Raw genomic sequence first — 16,788 nt, forward strand, 5'->3', positions numbered from 1 at the left:
CAAGAGGCCAATTCGTGACCACATCATCCGCCGGAAGCGCTCCACGTCGGAGCCGTGCCCCGCTCGCCATCACGGCAGCGATCATCGCCGGGCTGGTGATATTGTTCTTCATCTTCGCCGGGCTGTACGCGGATGTGCTCTGGTTCGACCAGCTTGGCTTCCTCAGCGTCCTGACCACGCAGTGGATCGCCGGCGCCGTCCTGTTCGTCGTCGGGTTCCTCGGCATGGCCGTGCCCGTCTGGGTGAGCATCCAGGTCGCCTACCGGCTGCGCCCGGTCTACGCGAAGCTGAATTCGCAGGTCGATCGCTACCAGCAGGTCATCGAACCGCTGCGTCGCCTGGCCATGTACGGCATCCCCGCCCTGCTCGGCCTCTTCGCCGGCGTCGCCGCCGCGACGCACTGGCAGACCATCCTGATGTGGCTGAACCGCACGGATGCCGGCACCTCCGACCCGCAGTTCGGCTTCGACGTGTCGTTCTACCTGTTCGACCTGCCGTTCTACCAGTCCCTGCTCGCCTTCAGCTCCGCCGTGGTGCTCATCTCCGCCCTCGTCGCGCTGGCCACCTCCTACCTCTACGGCGCCATCCGCATCACCGGCCGTGAGGTCTACGTCGCCAAGGCCGCGCGCGTGCAGATCGCCGTGACCGCCGCGGTCTACCTGCTGCTGCAGGCCGTGAGCATCTGGCTCGACCAGTACTCCACCCTCACCCAGGCGAACGACCTGATCACCGGCGCCGGCTACACCGACGTCAGCGCCACCATCCCCGGCCGCGCGATCCTCGCCGGCGCCGCGGTCTTCGTGGCCATCCTCTTCATCGTCACAGCCTTCATCGGCCGCTGGCGCCTGCCCGTCATCGGCACCGCGCTGCTGATCGTCAGCAGCCTGCTGATCGGTTCGCTCTACCCCTGGGTCGTCCAGCGCTTCCAGGTGGACCCGAGCGCGAAGACCCTCGAGGCACCGTACATCCAGCGCAACATCGACCTCACCCGGGATGCCTACGGCGTTTCAGACGTCGAGGAGATCCCGTACACCGCAACGACCGAGGCCGAACCCGGAGCCCTCCGCGAGGACGCCGAGACCACCGCGAACATCCGCATCCTCGACCCCGCGCTGGTCAGCGACGCGTTCGCGCAGCTCGAACAGTTCAAGCAGTACTACCAGTTCCCCTCCAACCTCGACGTCGACCGTTACACGATCGACGGCAAGTCCCAGGACACCGTGGTGTCGGTGCGTGACCTCAACCTGCAGGGCCTGAGCAGCGAGACCTGGGTCAATTCCTCGGTCGTCTACACCCACGGCTACGGCGTCGTCGCCGCGTACGGCAACCAGCGTTCGGCCGACGGCCAGCCGGTGTTCCTCGAGTCCGGTATCCCCACCTCGGGGGCACTGGGCGACTTCGAACCGAGGGTGTACTTCGGTGAGACCTCGCCGGCCTACTCCATCGTCGGAGCGCCTGAGGGCAGCGACCCCGTCGAACTGGACTACCCGTCCGGCGAAGACGGCGCCCAGCAGACCTACACCACCTTCAGTGGTGACGGCGGACCGAGCCTGAGCGGCCCGTTCAACAAGCTGATCTACGCGCTCAAGTTCCAGTCCGAGCAGATCTTCCTCGCCAACGCCGTGAACGACGAGTCGCAGATCCTCTACGACCGCGACCCGATCACCCGGGTGCAGAAGGTTGCGCCGTATCTCACCCTGGACTCCGACCCGTACCCGACAGTCGTCGACGGCCGGATCAAGTGGGTCGTCGACGCGTACACGACATCGGCGAGCTACCCGTACTCCACCGCGGTCAGCCTGAGCGACGCGATCGCCGACACCGAGACGCCCGAGCAGCCGTTCGCGCTGGACAACATCAACTACATGCGCAACTCGGTCAAGGCGACCGTGGACGCCTACGACGGTTCCGTCACCCTGTACGCCTGGGACGAGGAAGACCCGCTGCTGAAGACCTGGCAGAAGATCTTCCCCACCACCGTCGAGCCGATGAGCGAGATGACCGGCGACCTGATGAGCCACGTGCGCTACCCGGCCGACATGTTCAAGGTGCAGCGCGCCGTTCTGGGCAAGTACCACGTGACCGATCCCGGTTCGTTCTACTCCGAGGACGACGCCTGGACCACGCCGAACGACCCGGTGTCGCCGTCGACGAACACGACCCTGCAGCCGCCGTACTACCTGACCATGCAGATGCCCGGCCAGGAAGCGCCGTCGTACTCGCTGTACTCGACCTTTATCCCGAACGCGTCCGGCGAGACCAGCCGGAACGTGCTGACCGGTTACCTGGCGGCTGATGCCGATGCGGGGGCGACGGATGGTGAACGTGCGGAAGGCTATGGCAAGCTCCGCCTGCTGACCCTGCCGAACGACATCACGGTGCCCGGCCCCGGCCAGGTGCAGGCCAAGTTCAACGGTGATCCGACGATCTCCGCTGAGCTCAACCTGCTCAAGCAGGGCCAGTCGACGGTGTTGAACGGCAACCTGCTGACGCTGCCTGTCGGTGGCGGACTGCTCTACGTGCAACCCGTCTACGTGCAGTCCACCGGTGAGACCAGCTATCCGCTGCTGCAGAAGGTCCTGGTGGCCTTCGGTGACCAGATCGCCTTCGAGGACACACTCGATAACGCACTCAACGTGCTCTTCGGCGGTGAGTCCGGGGCCAACGCCGGCGACACCGACGTGCCGGCCGTGGAGACGCCCACCACGGGCGAGGCTCCCGTCGACGGAGGCACAGCCCCGTCGACTACGACCGGTGACCCGGCGACGGACGCTCAGATCCGGTCGCTCCTCGCGGAAGCCAAGCTGGCCGTGACCGAGAAGCAGGCGGCCCTGACGTCGGGTGACTTCTCCGCCTATGGGGTTGCCGACAAGAAGCTGAACGATGCGGTCGCCGAGCTGCTGGTGCTGCTCGACCAGCAGTAGCGCGTAGTTCGCCGCCTCATCCGCGCGCGGGTGGTGCGCCGGGGAAACCCGGTCGCACCACCCGCGTTTTGTCTCTGCCGACGTCGTGCCGGCGCGACGCGCCCGGGGGGAGGGGCCGATTCGAAGGCCTTGGGGAACTGTGGTAACTTAGTTCTTGTAGCGCGGGGTGGAGCAGTTCGGTAGCTCGCTGGGCTCATAACCCAGAGGTCGTAGGTTCAAATCCTGCCCCCGCAACAGAAACAAAAGTCCCGGTCTCGGAAGAGGCCGGGACTTTTGCGTTAACTGCTCCGGGTGCGGGATCACCGCGCGGGCGCTCGGGTTCAGCGTCCCGATCGCAACGGTCGGAATGCCGTTCGCATTTCGTCGCAGTAGGCCCGCGGCTGCTCCCACGCGGCGAAGTGGCCGCCCTCGGGGAGCCGGTTGTAGTGGATCAGGTTCGGATACGCCTCTTCTGCCCAGCTCCGCGGCGCGGAGTAGATCTCATCGGGGAACACACTCACCGCCGTCGGAAGCGTGACGCCCTTCGGAGCGAAGAAGGCCAGCTTGCTCTCCCAGTACAACCGCGCGGACGAGACCGCCGTCTCCGTCGGCCAATAGAGGGTGATGTTGTCGAGGATGTCGCTCTTCGACAGGCCCGTCTTCTCGCCGTCGAAGACCCGAACGATCAGCTCGAGGCTGGCGGCATCGTGGTCGAGCATCCAGGCGGCCAGCCCGACGGGTGAGTCCTGCAGGGCGTAGAGCGTCTGGGGCCGGTTCGCCATCTCGGTGGCATAGCCGAGTCCGTGCTGGTAGAAGGTCGCGAGTTGGTCCCAGGCCTGCTGCTCGTCGGGGGTGAACGGGTGGGGAGCGCCTTCACCGAACTGCAGGGCGTGCGCCACGTCATCCGGGATCGTTGCCGGCATGTTGGTGTGGATGCCGAGGAGTCCCGCCGGCTTCAGCAGAGCCAGTTGCTCGGTGACGGCGTTGCCCCAGTCGCCGCCCTGTGCGACGTAGTGGTCATAGCCCAGCCGGTTCATCAGCTCCGCCCAGGCGCGGGCGATTCGGATGGGGTCCCAGCCCGTTTCCGTCGGTGTGCCGGAGAAGCCATGGCCCGGCAGCGACGGGATGACCAGGTGGAACGCATCCGTGGCGTCCGCCCCAGCCGATGTGGGATCAGTCAGCGGCTCGATGATCTTGAGCTGCTCGATGATGGATCCGGGCCAACCGTGCGTGACGATCATCGGCAGGGCGTCCTCGTGCGTGGACCGCACGTGGAGGAAATGGATGTCGACGCCGTCGATCTCGGTGACGAACTGCGGCAGCGCGTTCAGTCGCGCTTCGACCGTCCGCCAGTCGTGCTCCGTCCAATCGCCGGCCAGTTGCTGGATGGTCTTCAGTGGCACGCCCTGCGAGCGGTCGCCGACCAACTCCTTGCTCGGCCAGCGGGTCCGGGCAATGCGACGGCGGAGATCGTCGAGGTCCGAATCGGGGATTTCGATGTGGAACGGACGGATGTCCGTCTGGGTTTCCAGAATGCGGCTCACAGCAGCCTCCCGTGGGTGTCGGGGATATGAGTGTGACTGGGCCGGTATGCGGCGAATGCGCTCCGTGCGGTGACGGGTACTCTTCGTCCGAGGCAACGACAACACAATATCCCGCGCCATACCCTCTAACAAGGCATCTGCAGGCGGGTCGACCGGTCAGTCAGGCCCGTCCGAGTCCTTCTTGCGCTTGGAGAGTTGCGCGCGATCATCGGCGGATGATTCCCGGTCGCTCTTCGCGAGGGATCGATCGATCGCCGCAGCCCGGCGTTCTCCGTGTCCGGAGTATGTTTCGCTGGTGTCCAGGAAAGCCTGCAGATCGGCCGCTTCCGAACGTTTGTCGGACGCCGCATCCCGATCGTCGGCTTCGTCGTCCCGCCGGTCGGCGTCCACAAGGATTTTCTTGACCTCCCGGTCTTCCTCCCGGCCGGCCGCCTCGGCGGTCGCGTCGGGTTCCGCAGCGGCGTCGCTATGGTCGGGGGAGTCAGGTGATTTGCTCACGGTCCCATCTAACACCCACTTGCCACGCAGAACGGCCCCGCACGTGAGTGCGGGGCCGTTGTGGTGGTGCAGGTCGAACGGTTACTGTCGGGCGTTGAGCCTACTTGCCGGCCTTGCGGGCCGGCTTCTTGGCCTCGGCGGGGGCAACCTCTGCACCGGTCTCGAGCGCGGCGTCAACCACGGCTGCGCGACCAGCGCGAACCTCGGCGAACGACGTGCCGTAGTACGCGGCTTCCATGAGGGTCTTCATGTCGTCCAGCATCGGCATCCGCGGGTTGGCGGGTGCGCACTGGTCGCCGTAGGCGCCCATGGCGAGCGAGTCGAGGCGGCTGATGAAGTCTTCCTCGGGCACACCCTGAGCCTGGAAGGACGGCTTGATGCCGACCTTGTCGCGCAGCTGCTCGACGGCCTGGGCGTAGGACTCGACACCCTCAGCGGGGGTCGAGGCCGGGAGCCCGAGGTGCCGTGCGATTTCCTGGAAGCGCTCCGGGGCGATGTAGTGCTCGTACTTGGGCCAGCTGGTCAGCTTGGTCGGGACGGTGCCGTTGTACCGGATCACGTGCGGCAGGTAGGTCGCGTTGACCCGGCCGTGGATCAGGTGCAGCTGCGCGCCGGTGACGTGCGCCATGGCGTGGACTATGCCCAGGAACGCGCTACCGAAGGCCATGCCCGAGATGGATGCGGCGTTGTGCATCTTCTCGCGGGCCTTGATGACGCTGCCGTCGGAGCTGCCGATGGTGCCCTTGACGCTGGTCTCGATGTTCTCGAAGATCAGCTTGATCGCGTGCAGGCACAGGCCGTCGGTGAAGTCGTTCGCGTACACCGAGACATACGCCTCAGTGGCGTGGGTCAGGGCGTCGAAGCCCGAGTCGGCGGCGAGGAACGACGGCATCATGGCGGTGAGGACCGGGTCGATGATCGCGACGGACGGGATCAGCGCATAGTCGGCCAGCGGGTACTTGACTCCGGTGACGTCGTCGGTGATGACGGCGAACGGGGTCATTTCACTGCCGGTGCCCGAGGTGGTCGGGATGCAGACCAGCTTGGCAAGCTCACCGAGGTCGGGGAACTTGAACGCGCGCTTGCGCACGTCGAAGAACTTCTCCTTCATGTCGGCGAATTCGATTTCAGGGTGCTCGTACAGGAGCCACATGACCTTCGCGGCGTCCATGGGCGAGCCGCCACCGAGGGCGATGATGGTGTCCGGCTTGAAGGCGCGCATTTCCTCTGCGCCCTTCTCGACGGCGGCAACGGTGGGCTCGGGGAGCACGTTGTCGATGATCTGCAGGGCGACGCGGTTCTCGCGACGGTTGAGCACGTCGAGGATCTTGTCGACGAAGCCCAGGCGGGTCATGGTCGAGTCGGTCACGATGGTGACGCGGTTGACGTTGCGCATGTCGGCCAGGTAGCGAACCGCGTTCGGCTCGAAGTAGGTCTTCGCGGGGATCTTGAACCACTGCAAGTTATTGTTCCTCCGGCCGATGCGCTTGACGTTGATCAGGTTGATCGCCGACACGTTGTTCGAGACGGAGTTGTGTCCGTACGAGCCACAGCCGAGCGTGAGCGAGGGGATGAACGCGTTGTAGATGTCACCGATGCCACCGAGCGAGCTGGGGGCGTTGGTGATGATCCGGACAGCCTTGACGCGCTTGCCGAATTCCTCGATGATCGCGGGGTCTTCGCTGTGGATCGAGCCAGAGTGGCCCAGCCCGTCGAATTCCACCATCTGCTCGGAGAGCGAGATGCCCTCTTCGGCGTCCTTGGCGTGCAGGACGGCGAGAACGGGGGCCAGCTTTTCGCGGGTCATCGGCTCGTGCGGTCCGACTCCGGACACCTCGACCAGGATGATCGACGTGTCTTCGGGAACGGTGAAGCCGGCCTGCTGGGCGATCCACACCGGCGACTTGCCGACGACGGTGGGGTTCAGCTTGGCGCCGGCGCAGTTCTCCGAGTTGGCCTGGACACCGAAGATGAACTCTTCGAGCAGGGCCTTCTCAGCGGTGCTGGCGAGGTGGGTGTGCAGGATCTTGAACTCGGCCATGGCCTCTTTGTAGAGGGGCTCTTCGATGATGACGGCCTGCTCCGATGCGCAGATCATGCCGTAGTCGAAGGACTTGGAGAGCACGACGTCGTTGACGGCACGCTTGAGCTTGGCGCTCTTCTCGATGAAGGCCGGCACGTTTCCGGCGCCGACACCCAGGGCGGGCTTGCCGCAGGAGTACGCGGCGCGCACCATGGCGTTGCCACCGGTGGCGAGGATGGTCGCGACACCGGGGTGGTTCATCAGCAGGGTGGAGGCCTCGAGCGACGGGGCTTCGATCCACTGAATACAGTTCTCGGGGGCGCCGGCCTTGATGGCGGCGTCGCGGACGACGCGGGCTGCGGCGACGGAGGACTGCTGGGCTCCCGGGTGGAAGCCGAAGATGATGGGGTTACGGGTCTTCAGCGCGATGAGCGACTTGAAGATCGCGGTCGAGGTGGGGTTGGTCACGGGGGTGATGCCGCAGATGACGCCGACGGGCTCGGCGATCTCGGTGATGCCGGTGATCTCGTCGCGGCTGATGATGCCGACGGTCTTGAGATTCTGCATGGAGTTGGTCACGTGCTCGCAAGCGAAGAGGTTCTTCACTGCCTTGTCTTCGAAGACGCCACGGCCGGTTTCGGCGACAGCGTGCACGGCGAGTTCGGCGTGCTTGGACAGTGCGGCAACGGAGGCCTTCTTGACAATGAAGTCAATCTGTTCCTGCGTGAAGTTTGCGTATTCCTTCAGCGCGACGGCGCCGGCAGAAACCATGGTGTCGATCTGCGCAGCTAATGGAGTGGCGACTGGTTGGTCTGTGATCGTCATGTTTTTCCTCCTGGACAACCCGATCTGGGATCTTTGTCTCTGGTTCAAACCTAGAACTCGCCGTCACCCAAAACAGGTGCCAAAGGTCCCACGTCCAGCGGCAATTCGGCCCGGCGCGGGCGACGTGCAACTGTTGCCAATCCGGACAATTGAACCCGGCGCACCGGGTGCAATTGTTGCGGAACGGGAACAGTTACGGCGCGGAGATGGCCCGGACGGCGGCGACGGCGTCGCGCACGCGGAGGGCGGTTTCGGCGAGCTCGGCGGCGGTGGTGGTGGCCGAGAGGGTGAACCGCACCGCGGTCTGGGCGAGGTCGCCGGGGATGCCGAGGGCGGTGAGCACGTGCGAGGGCTCGTCGCTGCCGGCGGCGCAGGCCGAGCCGCTCGAGCAGACGATGTCGAAGCGTTCCAGTTCGAGCAGCACGGCCTCCCCGCCGGTGCCCGCGAAGGTGAACGAGGCGTGACCGGGCAGGCGGTGCACGGGGTCTCCCGTGAGGGCGGCGCCGGGAGTGCTGCGGAGCACGTCGGCCACGAAGGTGTCGCGCAGGGCGGCGAGGCGGGAGGCGAGGTCCACGCGTTCGGCGTCGGCGAGGTCGAGCGCGGTGGCCAGGCCGACGGCGCCGGCGACGTTCTCGGTGCCGCTGCGCTTGCCGCGCTCCTGGCCGCCGCCGTGCAGCACCGGCTCGACGGTGAGGCGGCCGCGGAGGAACAGGGCGCCGACGCCCTGCGGGGCGCCGAGCTTGTGCCCGGAGATGCTCAACGCGTCCACGCCGAGCTCGGTCACGTTCAGCGGCAACCAGCCGGCGGCCTGCACCGCATCGGTGTGGAACGGCACACCGACCGCGCGCGCGATGGCGGCCAACTCGCGGATCGGCTGGACGGTGCCGATCTCGTTGTTGGCGTAGTGCACGGTGACGAGGGTGGTGTCGGGCCGGATGACCCGGGCCAGGTCGGCGGGATCGACCCGGCCGGCGGCATCCGTGGGCAGCACCGTGACTTCGAACCCGTGCAGCCGGTGCAGGTAGTCGCAGGATTCGAGGACAGCCTCGTGCTCGAGGGCCGTGGTGATGATGTGCCGGCCGCGCGGGGTTCCGAGCGCGAGGCCCTTGATCGCGAGGTTGTCGGCCTCGGTGCCGCCGCTGGTGATGGTGATCTCGCCGGCGCGGCAGCCGAGCACCCGGGCGATGCGGGTGCGTGCCGCCTTCAGCGCCGCGGCGGCGGCCTCGCCGACCCGGTGGTGGCTGGACGGATTGCCGAAACCGCGGGTCATGATCGGCCAGATGGCCTCGGCGACCTCACGGCGCAGCGGAGTGGTCGCTGCGTTGTCGAGGTAGATCATGGCTGCTCCCGGGCGGTGGGGTGTGCGGGTGGGTTTCAGGCGGTGGGGAAGACGGCTTCGGGCAGGATGACGACGTCGAGGCCGAGGTCGAGCGAGCGGACACTGTGGGTGAGGGCGCCCACCGAGATGATGTCCACACCGGTCCCGGCGATCCGGCGCACCGTCTCGAGGGACACGCCTCCGCTGGCTTCGACGATCGCGCGGCCGGCGACGCGGCGCACGCCCTCGCGCAGGTCGCCGAGGGCGAAGTTGTCGAGCATGATCGTGTCGATGCCGGCGGCGAGGACCGGTTCGATCTGCTCCAGGGTGTCGACCTCGACCTCGAAGTGGGTGGTGTGCGAGAGCTTCGCCCGCACGGCCAGCAGCGCGTCGGTGAGGCTGATGCCGCCGGCGCTGAGCACGGCCAGGTGGTTGTCCTTGGCCATCACGGCGTCGGACAGGCTGAACCGGTGGTTGTGGCCGCCGCCGTCCCGCACTGCCTGGCGCTCGAACGCGCGCAGGCCCGGCGTGGTCTTGCGGGTGTCGACGATGCGCGCGCTGGTGCCCTCGGTCTCGGCTACGTACTGCGCAGTGAGTGTGGCGATCCCGCTCATCCGCTGCACGAAGTTGAGGCCGATGCGTTCGGCCTGCAGGATGCCGCGGGCCGGGCCGGACGCCTCGGCGAGCAGGTCGCCGGCGGCGAAGCTGCTGCCGTCGCGGGCGAGCAGCCGTACCGAGATGCGCGGGTCGACCAGACGGAACGCCGCGTCGAAGACGGCGCCGCCGCTGAAGACGCCGTCCTCCCGCGCCACCAGCTGGGCGGTGGCGACGGAATCGGCGGGGATGAGCATCTCACTGGTGAGGTCGCCCCAGGGGGCATCCTCGTCGAGGGCGGCGCGAACGACGGTGTCGATGGCGGACGTGGTCAGCATGCGATGGCCTCCGGAGCGGACGAAAGAGCGGGAACGAGGGTGCGGCCGAACGACTCGGCGCGGCGGGTGAACCGCGGCCGGGCCAGCTCGGGCCGGCTGGCGGGGAAATCCGCCCGGTGGTGGGCGCCGCGGGATTCCTCCCGGGCGAGGGCGGCGGCCACGATCAGCCGGCCGAGGTCGAGCAGGTTGCCGGTCTCGAGCTCGCCGACGGTTGCCGTGGACCGGTCGGCACCCCGCCAGCCGGCCAGGGTGGCGGTGGCGGCGGTCAGGCCGGCACCGGAGCGGTGCACGCCGGCGGCCTCCCAGAGCAGGCTTTGCAGGGTGCCGCGGTCAACCGGGGTGGCGCCGCTGTTCTCGCTGATGTCGTCGAAATCCACCGTGTCCGAGTCGTCGTCGAAGAGCGGATGCCGGCCGCCGGCGTCGCCGAGCGCGCGGACGGCACGGTCGGCGAAGACCGCGGCCTCCAGCAGCGAGTTCGAGGCCAGCCGGTTGGCGCCGTGCGCACCGGTGCGGGCGACCTCACCGACGGCGAACAGGCCGGGAAGGGAGGTGCGCCCCCAGATGTCGGTGGCGACCCCGCCCATCCAGTAATGCGCGGCCGGGGCGACGGGGATCGGGTCGACCGCCCAGTCCAGGCCGGCTGCGCGGCAGGCGGCCGTGATGGTGGGGAAGCGGGTCTCGAGCAGCTCGCGGCCGAGGCCGGTGGCGTCGAGCAGCACCGGGGCGCCGCCCTGCGCCTGCATCTGCGCGGCGATGCCGCGGGCGACGATGTCGCGCGGCGCGAGTTCGCCATCCGGGTGGATCGCCGCCATGAAGCGTTCGCCGGTGCTGCTGAGCAGCACGGCACCCTCGCCGCGCACGGCCTCGGAGACCAGGGGAGTGCCGGGTACCGCGAGGGCGGTGGGGTGGAACTGGTAAAACTCCACGTCGGCGATCGCGGCGCCGGCCCGCCAGGCGGCCGCGACGCCGTCCCCGGTGGCGATGGCGGGGTTGGTGGTGTGGGTGTACAGCGCACCGGCCCCTCCGGTGGCGAGGATCACCGCGTCGGCGGCAACGGTGTGCTGGGCCCCGTCGGGGCCGAGCAGGATCGCTCCGGTCACCCGGCCGGCGTCGACCACGAGGTCGACCAGCATGGTGTGTTCGTGGATGGTGATCTGGTCGCCGCCGAGAGTGTGCGCGCGGTTCGCGCGCTCCTGCACGGTGGCCACCAGGGCGGCCTCGATGGCGGCGCCGGTGGCGTCACCGCCCGCGTGCAGCACGCGGGAACGCGAGTGCGCGGCCTCGAGTCCGCGGGTGATGCCGGATTCGTCCCGGTCGAAGTCGACGCCGAACCGGATCAGGTCACGCACCCGGGCGGGGCCTTCCTCGCAGAGCACCGTCACGGCGGCCGGGTCGCAGAGACCGGCGCCCGCGCGCAGCGTGTCGAGGATGTGCGCATCGGTGGAGTCGTCGGGGAACAGCGCCGCGGCGATGCCGCCCTGGGCGTAGCGGGTGTTGCTGTCGGAGAGGGCCGCCTTGGTGACCAGCGTCACCCGGTGGCCCGCGTCGGTGGCCCGGACCGCGGCGATCAAGCCACCGAGTCCGCTGCCGACGACGAGCACGCCTGCCATGGTCAGGCTCCGGCCACGACGGGCGCAACGGGGCCGGCGGCGGGCGGCTTGGCCGCGAGCATCCGTTCGAGGGCCACGCGGGCGTGCCCGGCGACGTCGTCGGCGACGGTGATGCGGTTCAGCACCTCGGCCGGCACGCCGTCGCCGCCGACGAGGGCCTCGAGCACCCAGGCCAGGTAGCCGGAGTGGATGCGGTACATGGTCGAGCACGGGCAGACCACCGGGTCCAGGCAGAAGATGGTGTGCTGCGGGTACTCGGCAGCGAGGCGCTGCACGAGGTTGATCTCGGTGCCGATCGCGAAGGTCGACCCGGCCGGGGCAGCGGCGATGGCCTTGGCGATGTAGTCGGTGGAGCCGTACTCGTCGGCGGCGTCGACGACGGCCATCGGGCATTCCGGGTGCACGATCACGCGCACGCCGGGGTGCTCGGCGCGGGCCGTGGCGATCTGGTCGACGGTGAAGCGGCGGTGCACACTGCAGAAGCCGTGCCAGAGGATGACCCGTGAGTCTTCGAGCTCGGTCTCGGTGTTGCCGCCGAGGGGCTTGCGCGGGTTCCACATCGGCATCTGCTCGAGGGGCACACCCATGGCCTTGGCGGTGTTGCGGCCGAGGTGCTGGTCGGGGAAGAACAGCACCCGCTGGCCGCGTTCGAAGGCCCACTCGAGCACCGTCTCGGCGTTCGAGGAGGTACAGACGATGCCGCCGTGCTCGCCGCAGAAGCCCTTGAGCGCGGCGGAGGAGTTCATGTAGGTGACCGGGATCACGGGCACGCGGCCGTCGGCATCCGGTTCGGTGCCGTACAGCTCCTCGAGCTGCTCCCAGCACTCGGTGACCGAGTCGATGTCGGCCATGTCGGCCATCGAGCAGCCGGCGGCGAGGTTGGGCAGGATCACGGCCTGCTCCGGCCGGGAGAGCAGGTCGGCGGTCTCGGCCATGAAGTGCACGCCGCAGAAGACGATGGCCTCGGCGTCGGGCCGGCTCTGGGTGGCGACGGCGAGCTGGAAGGAGTCGCCGACGAAGTCGGCGTGCTGCAGTACTTCTTCGCGCTGGTAGAAGTGGCCGAGCACCACGACCCTCTCGCCGAGGGTGGCCTTGGCGGCGCGGATCCAGTCGCCGAGCTCGCCGTTCGAGGCGGTGCGGTACTTGGCCGGCAGCTCGCCCTGGCGGGGGGAGCCGGTGGGGATGACGTCGCCCATCGAGGAGCCGGGGCCGTAGCCGGGAGCCTTGGCGTCGAAGTACCAGGGGTCGACGGCGAGGTCGGGGGTGCAGGTGCTGCCCTTGGTTTCGCCCGTGCTGATCAGGCGGATGGTGCGGTCGACCGATGCGATGGTCATGTCGTGCTCCTCGGGGGGTGCGGCGTGGATTGGAGGGGAGTCTCGGGGAAGCCCACGGATGGGCCGAGCGGGCCCTGTTCGGCGCGGGCCTGGGAATCGTTGTAGCGGTAAAGGCGGGGCGGCCGGTGCGGCACGCCGGCCAGGCGGAGCCCGGTGTCGACGACGGTGCCGGACGATTCGATGGTGCGACGGAAGTTGGCGGGGTCCAGGGCGCGGCGCAGCACGGCCTCGTGCACGTCGCGCAGCTGCGCGAGGGTGAACGTCTCGCCCAGGAAGGCGTGCGCGATGCGGGAGTACTCCACCTTGGTGCGCAGGCGCCAGAGCGCGTAGTCGACGATCTGGTTGTGGTCGAAGGCGAGGGAGGGCAGCCGGTCGGCGGGGAACCACTGCACGTTCTCGTCCACGGCGGCGAGGTCGGCCTCGACGGACTGCACGAGCGCCCAGTAGACGACCGAGATGACCCGGGTGCCGGGGGAGCGGCCGACGTCGCCGAAGGTGTACAGCTGCTCGAGGTAGCTGGGCGTGAGGCCGGTGGTTTCGCGGAGGGTGCGGGCGGCAGCGGCGGACATCTCTTCGTCGCTGGGCAGCCATCCGCCGGGCAGGGCCCACAGGCCCAGGTGGGGTTCGCGGGTGCGCCGCACGAGCGGCAGCCAGAGCGTCATGAAGCCCGACTCGGTGTCGGGGCGCAGGGCGAAGATGACCGTCGACACCGCGAGCGCGGGGGCGTGGATCTCGGCCATTGGGACATCCTCAACTAAAGGTCAGTATGACTCTAACGTGAGACCCATCATATAGTCATTCTGACCTAAAGGTGAAATTCTGCAATCGGGCCTAGTGGCCCTCGGTGGGTTTCGCCGCGGCGACCGGGTTGGAATGCCGGGCTCCGTGGCCGGTCAGGCCCCAGATCGTCACCCGTCCCATGGCCTCGAGCACGATCCCGCCACTCATCTTGGAGCTGCCCAGGGTGCGTTCCACGAACGTGATCGGGATCTCCACCACCTTCAGGCGGGCGCGCACGGCGTGCAGGAGCATGTCGATCTGGAAGCAGTAGCCGAGGCTGTCGACGCTGCCCAGTTGCATCCGTTCGAGGGCGTCGGCGCTGTAGACCCGGTACCCGCCGGTGACGTCGTGCTGCGGGAGCCGCAGCAGCAGCCGGGAGTACAGGGAACCGCCGCGGGAGAGCATCCGGCGGTGCCAGGGCCAGTTCTCCACCCGGCCGCCCGGGATCCAGCGTGATCCCATCACGACGTCGTTCGTGGCCGCGGCAGCCAGCAGGGTGGGCAGCTGCTCGGGCAGGTGCGACCCGTCGGCGTCGAGCTGAACGAGGAAATCGAAGCCATGCGACCGTCCCCAGGCGAACGCGTCGAGGTAGGCCGCGCCCAGTCCGTTCTTCGCGGCGCGGTGCAACACGTGCACCTGGGCGTCGTCGGCGGCGAGCCGGTCGGCCAGCTCGCCGGTTCCGTCGGGGGAGTCGTCGTCCACGATGAGGATCTCGGCCGTGGGCACGCTGGCGCGCACCCGGCGCACAATGGGGCCGACATTCTCGCGTTCGTTGTACGTGGGGATGATGACCACAGTGGATGGCATGGATCTACCTTGTCAGTTCGATTATGTGCGTTCGATGATGTGCGTGCGGTGTGGCGCCGGCGGTCCTGCGAGCGCCCGGCCGTCGAATAGTAGAAGGCGCGGGTGAACATTCGCCCCCACTGTCGGTCAGCCCACGTGTCGCGGCAACCGGATCTCGACGGCCAGGCCGTCACCGGTATTGCGCAGCAGGATCCGCCCGTTGGCGCGCTCGACGATAGCGTGCACGATCGCGAGGCCCAGCCCCGACCCGCCGGAACTGCTCGACCTGGCGTTGTCGGGCCGGGAGAACCTGTCGAAGGCGAGCGGGATGAAATCCTCCGGCAGGCCTGGCCCGGTATCGACGACGGTGAGGAGGGCACCAGCGCCGGACCTCCCGAGCGTGACGGTGACGCTGCCGTGTCCGGCCATGGCGTTCACGGCATTCGAGATGAGGTTGTCGAGGAGCTGGCCCATATTCGTCGCCGAGATGCCGTACCGGCCCCCGCTGTCATCACCGTCGATGCGGTAAATGACCTCCAGCTCGTGCCCGGCGCGCATCACCCGGGCCCGGTCTACCGATGCCGTGATCTCACCCACCAGGCCGGCCCAGTCGGTTTCGGGAGGAACCTGCTCGCTTTCCAGCTTGCTCAGTTCCAGCAGGTTGGTGGCCAGCCGGCTGAGCCGTTCGGCGGTGGCAGAGGCGTCGCGGATGTCCCGCTCGAGTGCGGGGGCGTCGCCGGAATCGAGGTGGGCCAGTTCCAGCTGGGCGCGCAGGACCGCGAGCGGGGTGCGCAGCTCGTGGCTCGCGTCGGACACGATCTGCTTCTCCCGGTCGACCCCGCGCCGGAGCCGGTCGATGAAGACGTTCAGCGTGCGGGCGAGGCGGCTCACCTCGTCGTTGCCGGCCGGCACGCGCAGCTGGGCCGAGGACCCGGTGGCGCTCAGGCTCTCCGCTTCCTCGCGCAGCCGGGTCACCGGGCGGAGGGCCGCGCCGGTGAGCAGCCACGACGCCAACCCGAAGCCGACGGTGAGGATCAAGGTTCCCAGCGACAGCACGCCGGTGAGCTCATCGAGCAGCAGGCCGGGGGCCTGCTGGCTGCGGGCGGCGATGACGACCCAGTCGCCGGAGTCGGTGGTCACCGTGGTGGCGGACACCAGATAGGTGGCCGCCGGGGTGCTCACGGTCTCCGGTTCCGGCCCGATCTCGGCGAGTGAGTCGATCTGCCGGTCCAGGCTGCGCGGCAGCGATGACTTGCGCACGGCACCGGTGGAGTCGATGACGGCGAGCAGCTGGCCCTCGGAGGCGGCCTGGAGGGCATCCGCTGGAGCGGTGGCCAGCTCGCTGATCAGGGGTTCGGCATCGCCCTGCAGCATGGTCTCGTTCGTCTCCGTGAGGATCGACTGCACCTCGAGGCGGAAGAAGAACGCGGCGGTGCTGAACAGGACCGTTGCGACGACGAGGCTGCCGACCGTGATCCGGGCCCGGATCGACAGGGGCGGCAGCCACGCGCGGAGGACTCGGTTCACCGGGTGGGCCGCCTCATTCGACGAGTTCCACGGCGTAGCCGGCCCCGCGCACGGTGACGATGCGCACGCCGGCGGCATCCGTGTCGATCTTGCGGCGCAGGTAGCTGATGTACTGGTCGACGATGTTCGGGTCGATGTGGGCCGTACCGTTCCAGATCTCTTCGAGGATCGTGGTGCGGTCCACGGTGGTGCCGGCGCGGCTGCACAGCAGGCGCAGCAGGGCGACTTCCTTGGGGCTCATGGAGACCGGGCGGCCGGCGACGGTGACCCGCAGGTCCCGGGAGTCCAGCATCAGGTTGCCGATCTCCACGGTGAGCGGGGCGCCCATGGAGTGTCGGCGCAGCAGGGCGCGCACCCGAGCCGACAGCTCGGCGAAGGCGAACGGCTTGGTGAGGTAGTCGTCCGCGCCGCTGTCGAGCCCGTAGACCCGGTCATCGACGGTGTCCCGGGCGGTGAGCAGGAGCACGGGCATGGTGCTGCCCGATTCACGGATGCGTCGGCAGATCTCGAAGCCCGACATCTGCGGCAGCATCACGTCGATGGCGGCCAGGCCGAAGCCATCGCCGGCGAGCGCGATCAGCGCGTCGACGCCGTTGGCTACCCTGGCGGTCTCGTAGCCCTCCGCTTTCAGCCCACGTTCGATCAGGGCGCCCATCTGGTCATCGTCCTCCACGACCAAAATCTTCATCCCGCCACCCTTCGTTCGTG

Annotated in this window: 12 protein-coding genes and 1 tRNA gene; 2 read left to right on the top strand and 11 right to left on the bottom strand. The window is 68.4% G+C overall.

Annotated elements, in window-relative coordinates:
* Positions 1-14 precede the first annotated feature (14 nt).
* Together ACU5E9_RS18510 and ACU5E9_RS18515 are read left to right on the top strand one after the other, a co-directional pair.
* On the top strand, positions 15-2,924 hold the full coding sequence (locus ACU5E9_RS18510) for a UPF0182 family membrane protein (protein ID WP_456811353.1): 2,910 nt from the start codon (positions 15-17) through the stop codon (positions 2,922-2,924).
* 160 nt (positions 2,925-3,084) lie between these two features.
* A tRNA-Met gene (locus ACU5E9_RS18515) sits at positions 3,085-3,158 on the top strand.
* Positions 3,159-3,244: 86 nt separating this feature from the next.
* On the opposite strand, the gene ACU5E9_RS18520 is transcribed toward ACU5E9_RS18515, so the two are convergent.
* From ACU5E9_RS18520 to ACU5E9_RS18570, 11 genes are all read right to left on the bottom strand, one after another.
* Positions 3,245-4,447, bottom strand: a complete 1,203-nt coding sequence (locus tag ACU5E9_RS18520) for an epoxide hydrolase family protein (protein WP_456811354.1) — start codon at positions 4,445-4,447, stop codon at positions 3,245-3,247.
* Between the two features lie 156 nt (positions 4,448-4,603).
* Positions 4,604-4,945, bottom strand: a complete 342-nt coding sequence (locus tag ACU5E9_RS18525) for a hypothetical protein (protein ID WP_456811355.1) — start codon at positions 4,943-4,945, stop codon at positions 4,604-4,606.
* A 100-nt stretch (positions 4,946-5,045) separates the two neighbouring features.
* A complete protein-coding gene (gene adhE / locus ACU5E9_RS18530; RefSeq protein WP_456813577.1) occupies positions 5,046-7,739 on the bottom strand; it encodes a bifunctional acetaldehyde-CoA/alcohol dehydrogenase in 2,694 nt (897 codons plus the stop codon).
* 247 nt (positions 7,740-7,986) lie between these two features.
* Positions 7,987-9,132 carry a cysteine desulfurase family protein gene (locus tag ACU5E9_RS18535; protein WP_456811356.1) on the bottom strand — a complete coding sequence of 382 codons (1,146 nt, stop codon included), beginning with the start codon at positions 9,130-9,132 and terminating at the stop codon, positions 7,987-7,989.
* 35 nt (positions 9,133-9,167) lie between these two features.
* Positions 9,168-10,043, bottom strand: a complete 876-nt coding sequence (gene nadC, locus ACU5E9_RS18540; RefSeq protein WP_456811357.1) for a carboxylating nicotinate-nucleotide diphosphorylase — start codon at positions 10,041-10,043, stop codon at positions 9,168-9,170.
* Entirely contained in the window at positions 10,037-11,653 is a 1,617-nt protein-coding gene (nadB, locus tag ACU5E9_RS18545; protein ID WP_456811358.1) for an L-aspartate oxidase, read from the bottom strand. Before nadB ends, nadC begins: the two co-directional genes overlap by 7 nt.
* A 2-nt stretch (positions 11,654-11,655) precedes the next feature.
* Positions 11,656-12,987, bottom strand: a complete 1,332-nt coding sequence (nadA, locus tag ACU5E9_RS18550; RefSeq protein WP_456811359.1) for a quinolinate synthase NadA — start codon at positions 12,985-12,987, stop codon at positions 11,656-11,658.
* On the bottom strand, positions 12,984-13,727 hold the full coding sequence (locus tag ACU5E9_RS18555; protein ID WP_456811360.1) for an NUDIX hydrolase: 744 nt from the start codon (positions 13,725-13,727) through the stop codon (positions 12,984-12,986). Before ACU5E9_RS18555 ends, nadA begins: the two co-directional genes overlap by 4 nt.
* A gap of 91 nt (positions 13,728-13,818) precedes the next feature.
* The gene (locus tag ACU5E9_RS18560; protein ID WP_456811361.1) at positions 13,819-14,574 is read right to left on the bottom strand and encodes a polyprenol monophosphomannose synthase; all 756 of its coding nucleotides are present in this window, start codon (positions 14,572-14,574) and stop codon (positions 13,819-13,821) included.
* A 126-nt stretch (positions 14,575-14,700) separates the two neighbouring features.
* Complete coding sequence (locus ACU5E9_RS18565; RefSeq protein ID WP_456811362.1) at positions 14,701-16,080, bottom strand: sensor histidine kinase; 1,380 nt, start codon at positions 16,078-16,080, stop codon at positions 14,701-14,703.
* 13 nt (positions 16,081-16,093) lie between these two features.
* Positions 16,094-16,768, bottom strand: coding sequence for a response regulator transcription factor (locus ACU5E9_RS18570; protein WP_456811363.1), 675 nt, complete (start codon positions 16,766-16,768; stop codon positions 16,094-16,096).
* Positions 16,769-16,788: the final 20 nt, after the last annotated feature.

The sequence above is a fragment of the Cryobacterium sp. AP23 genome (genome assembly GCF_054075385.1).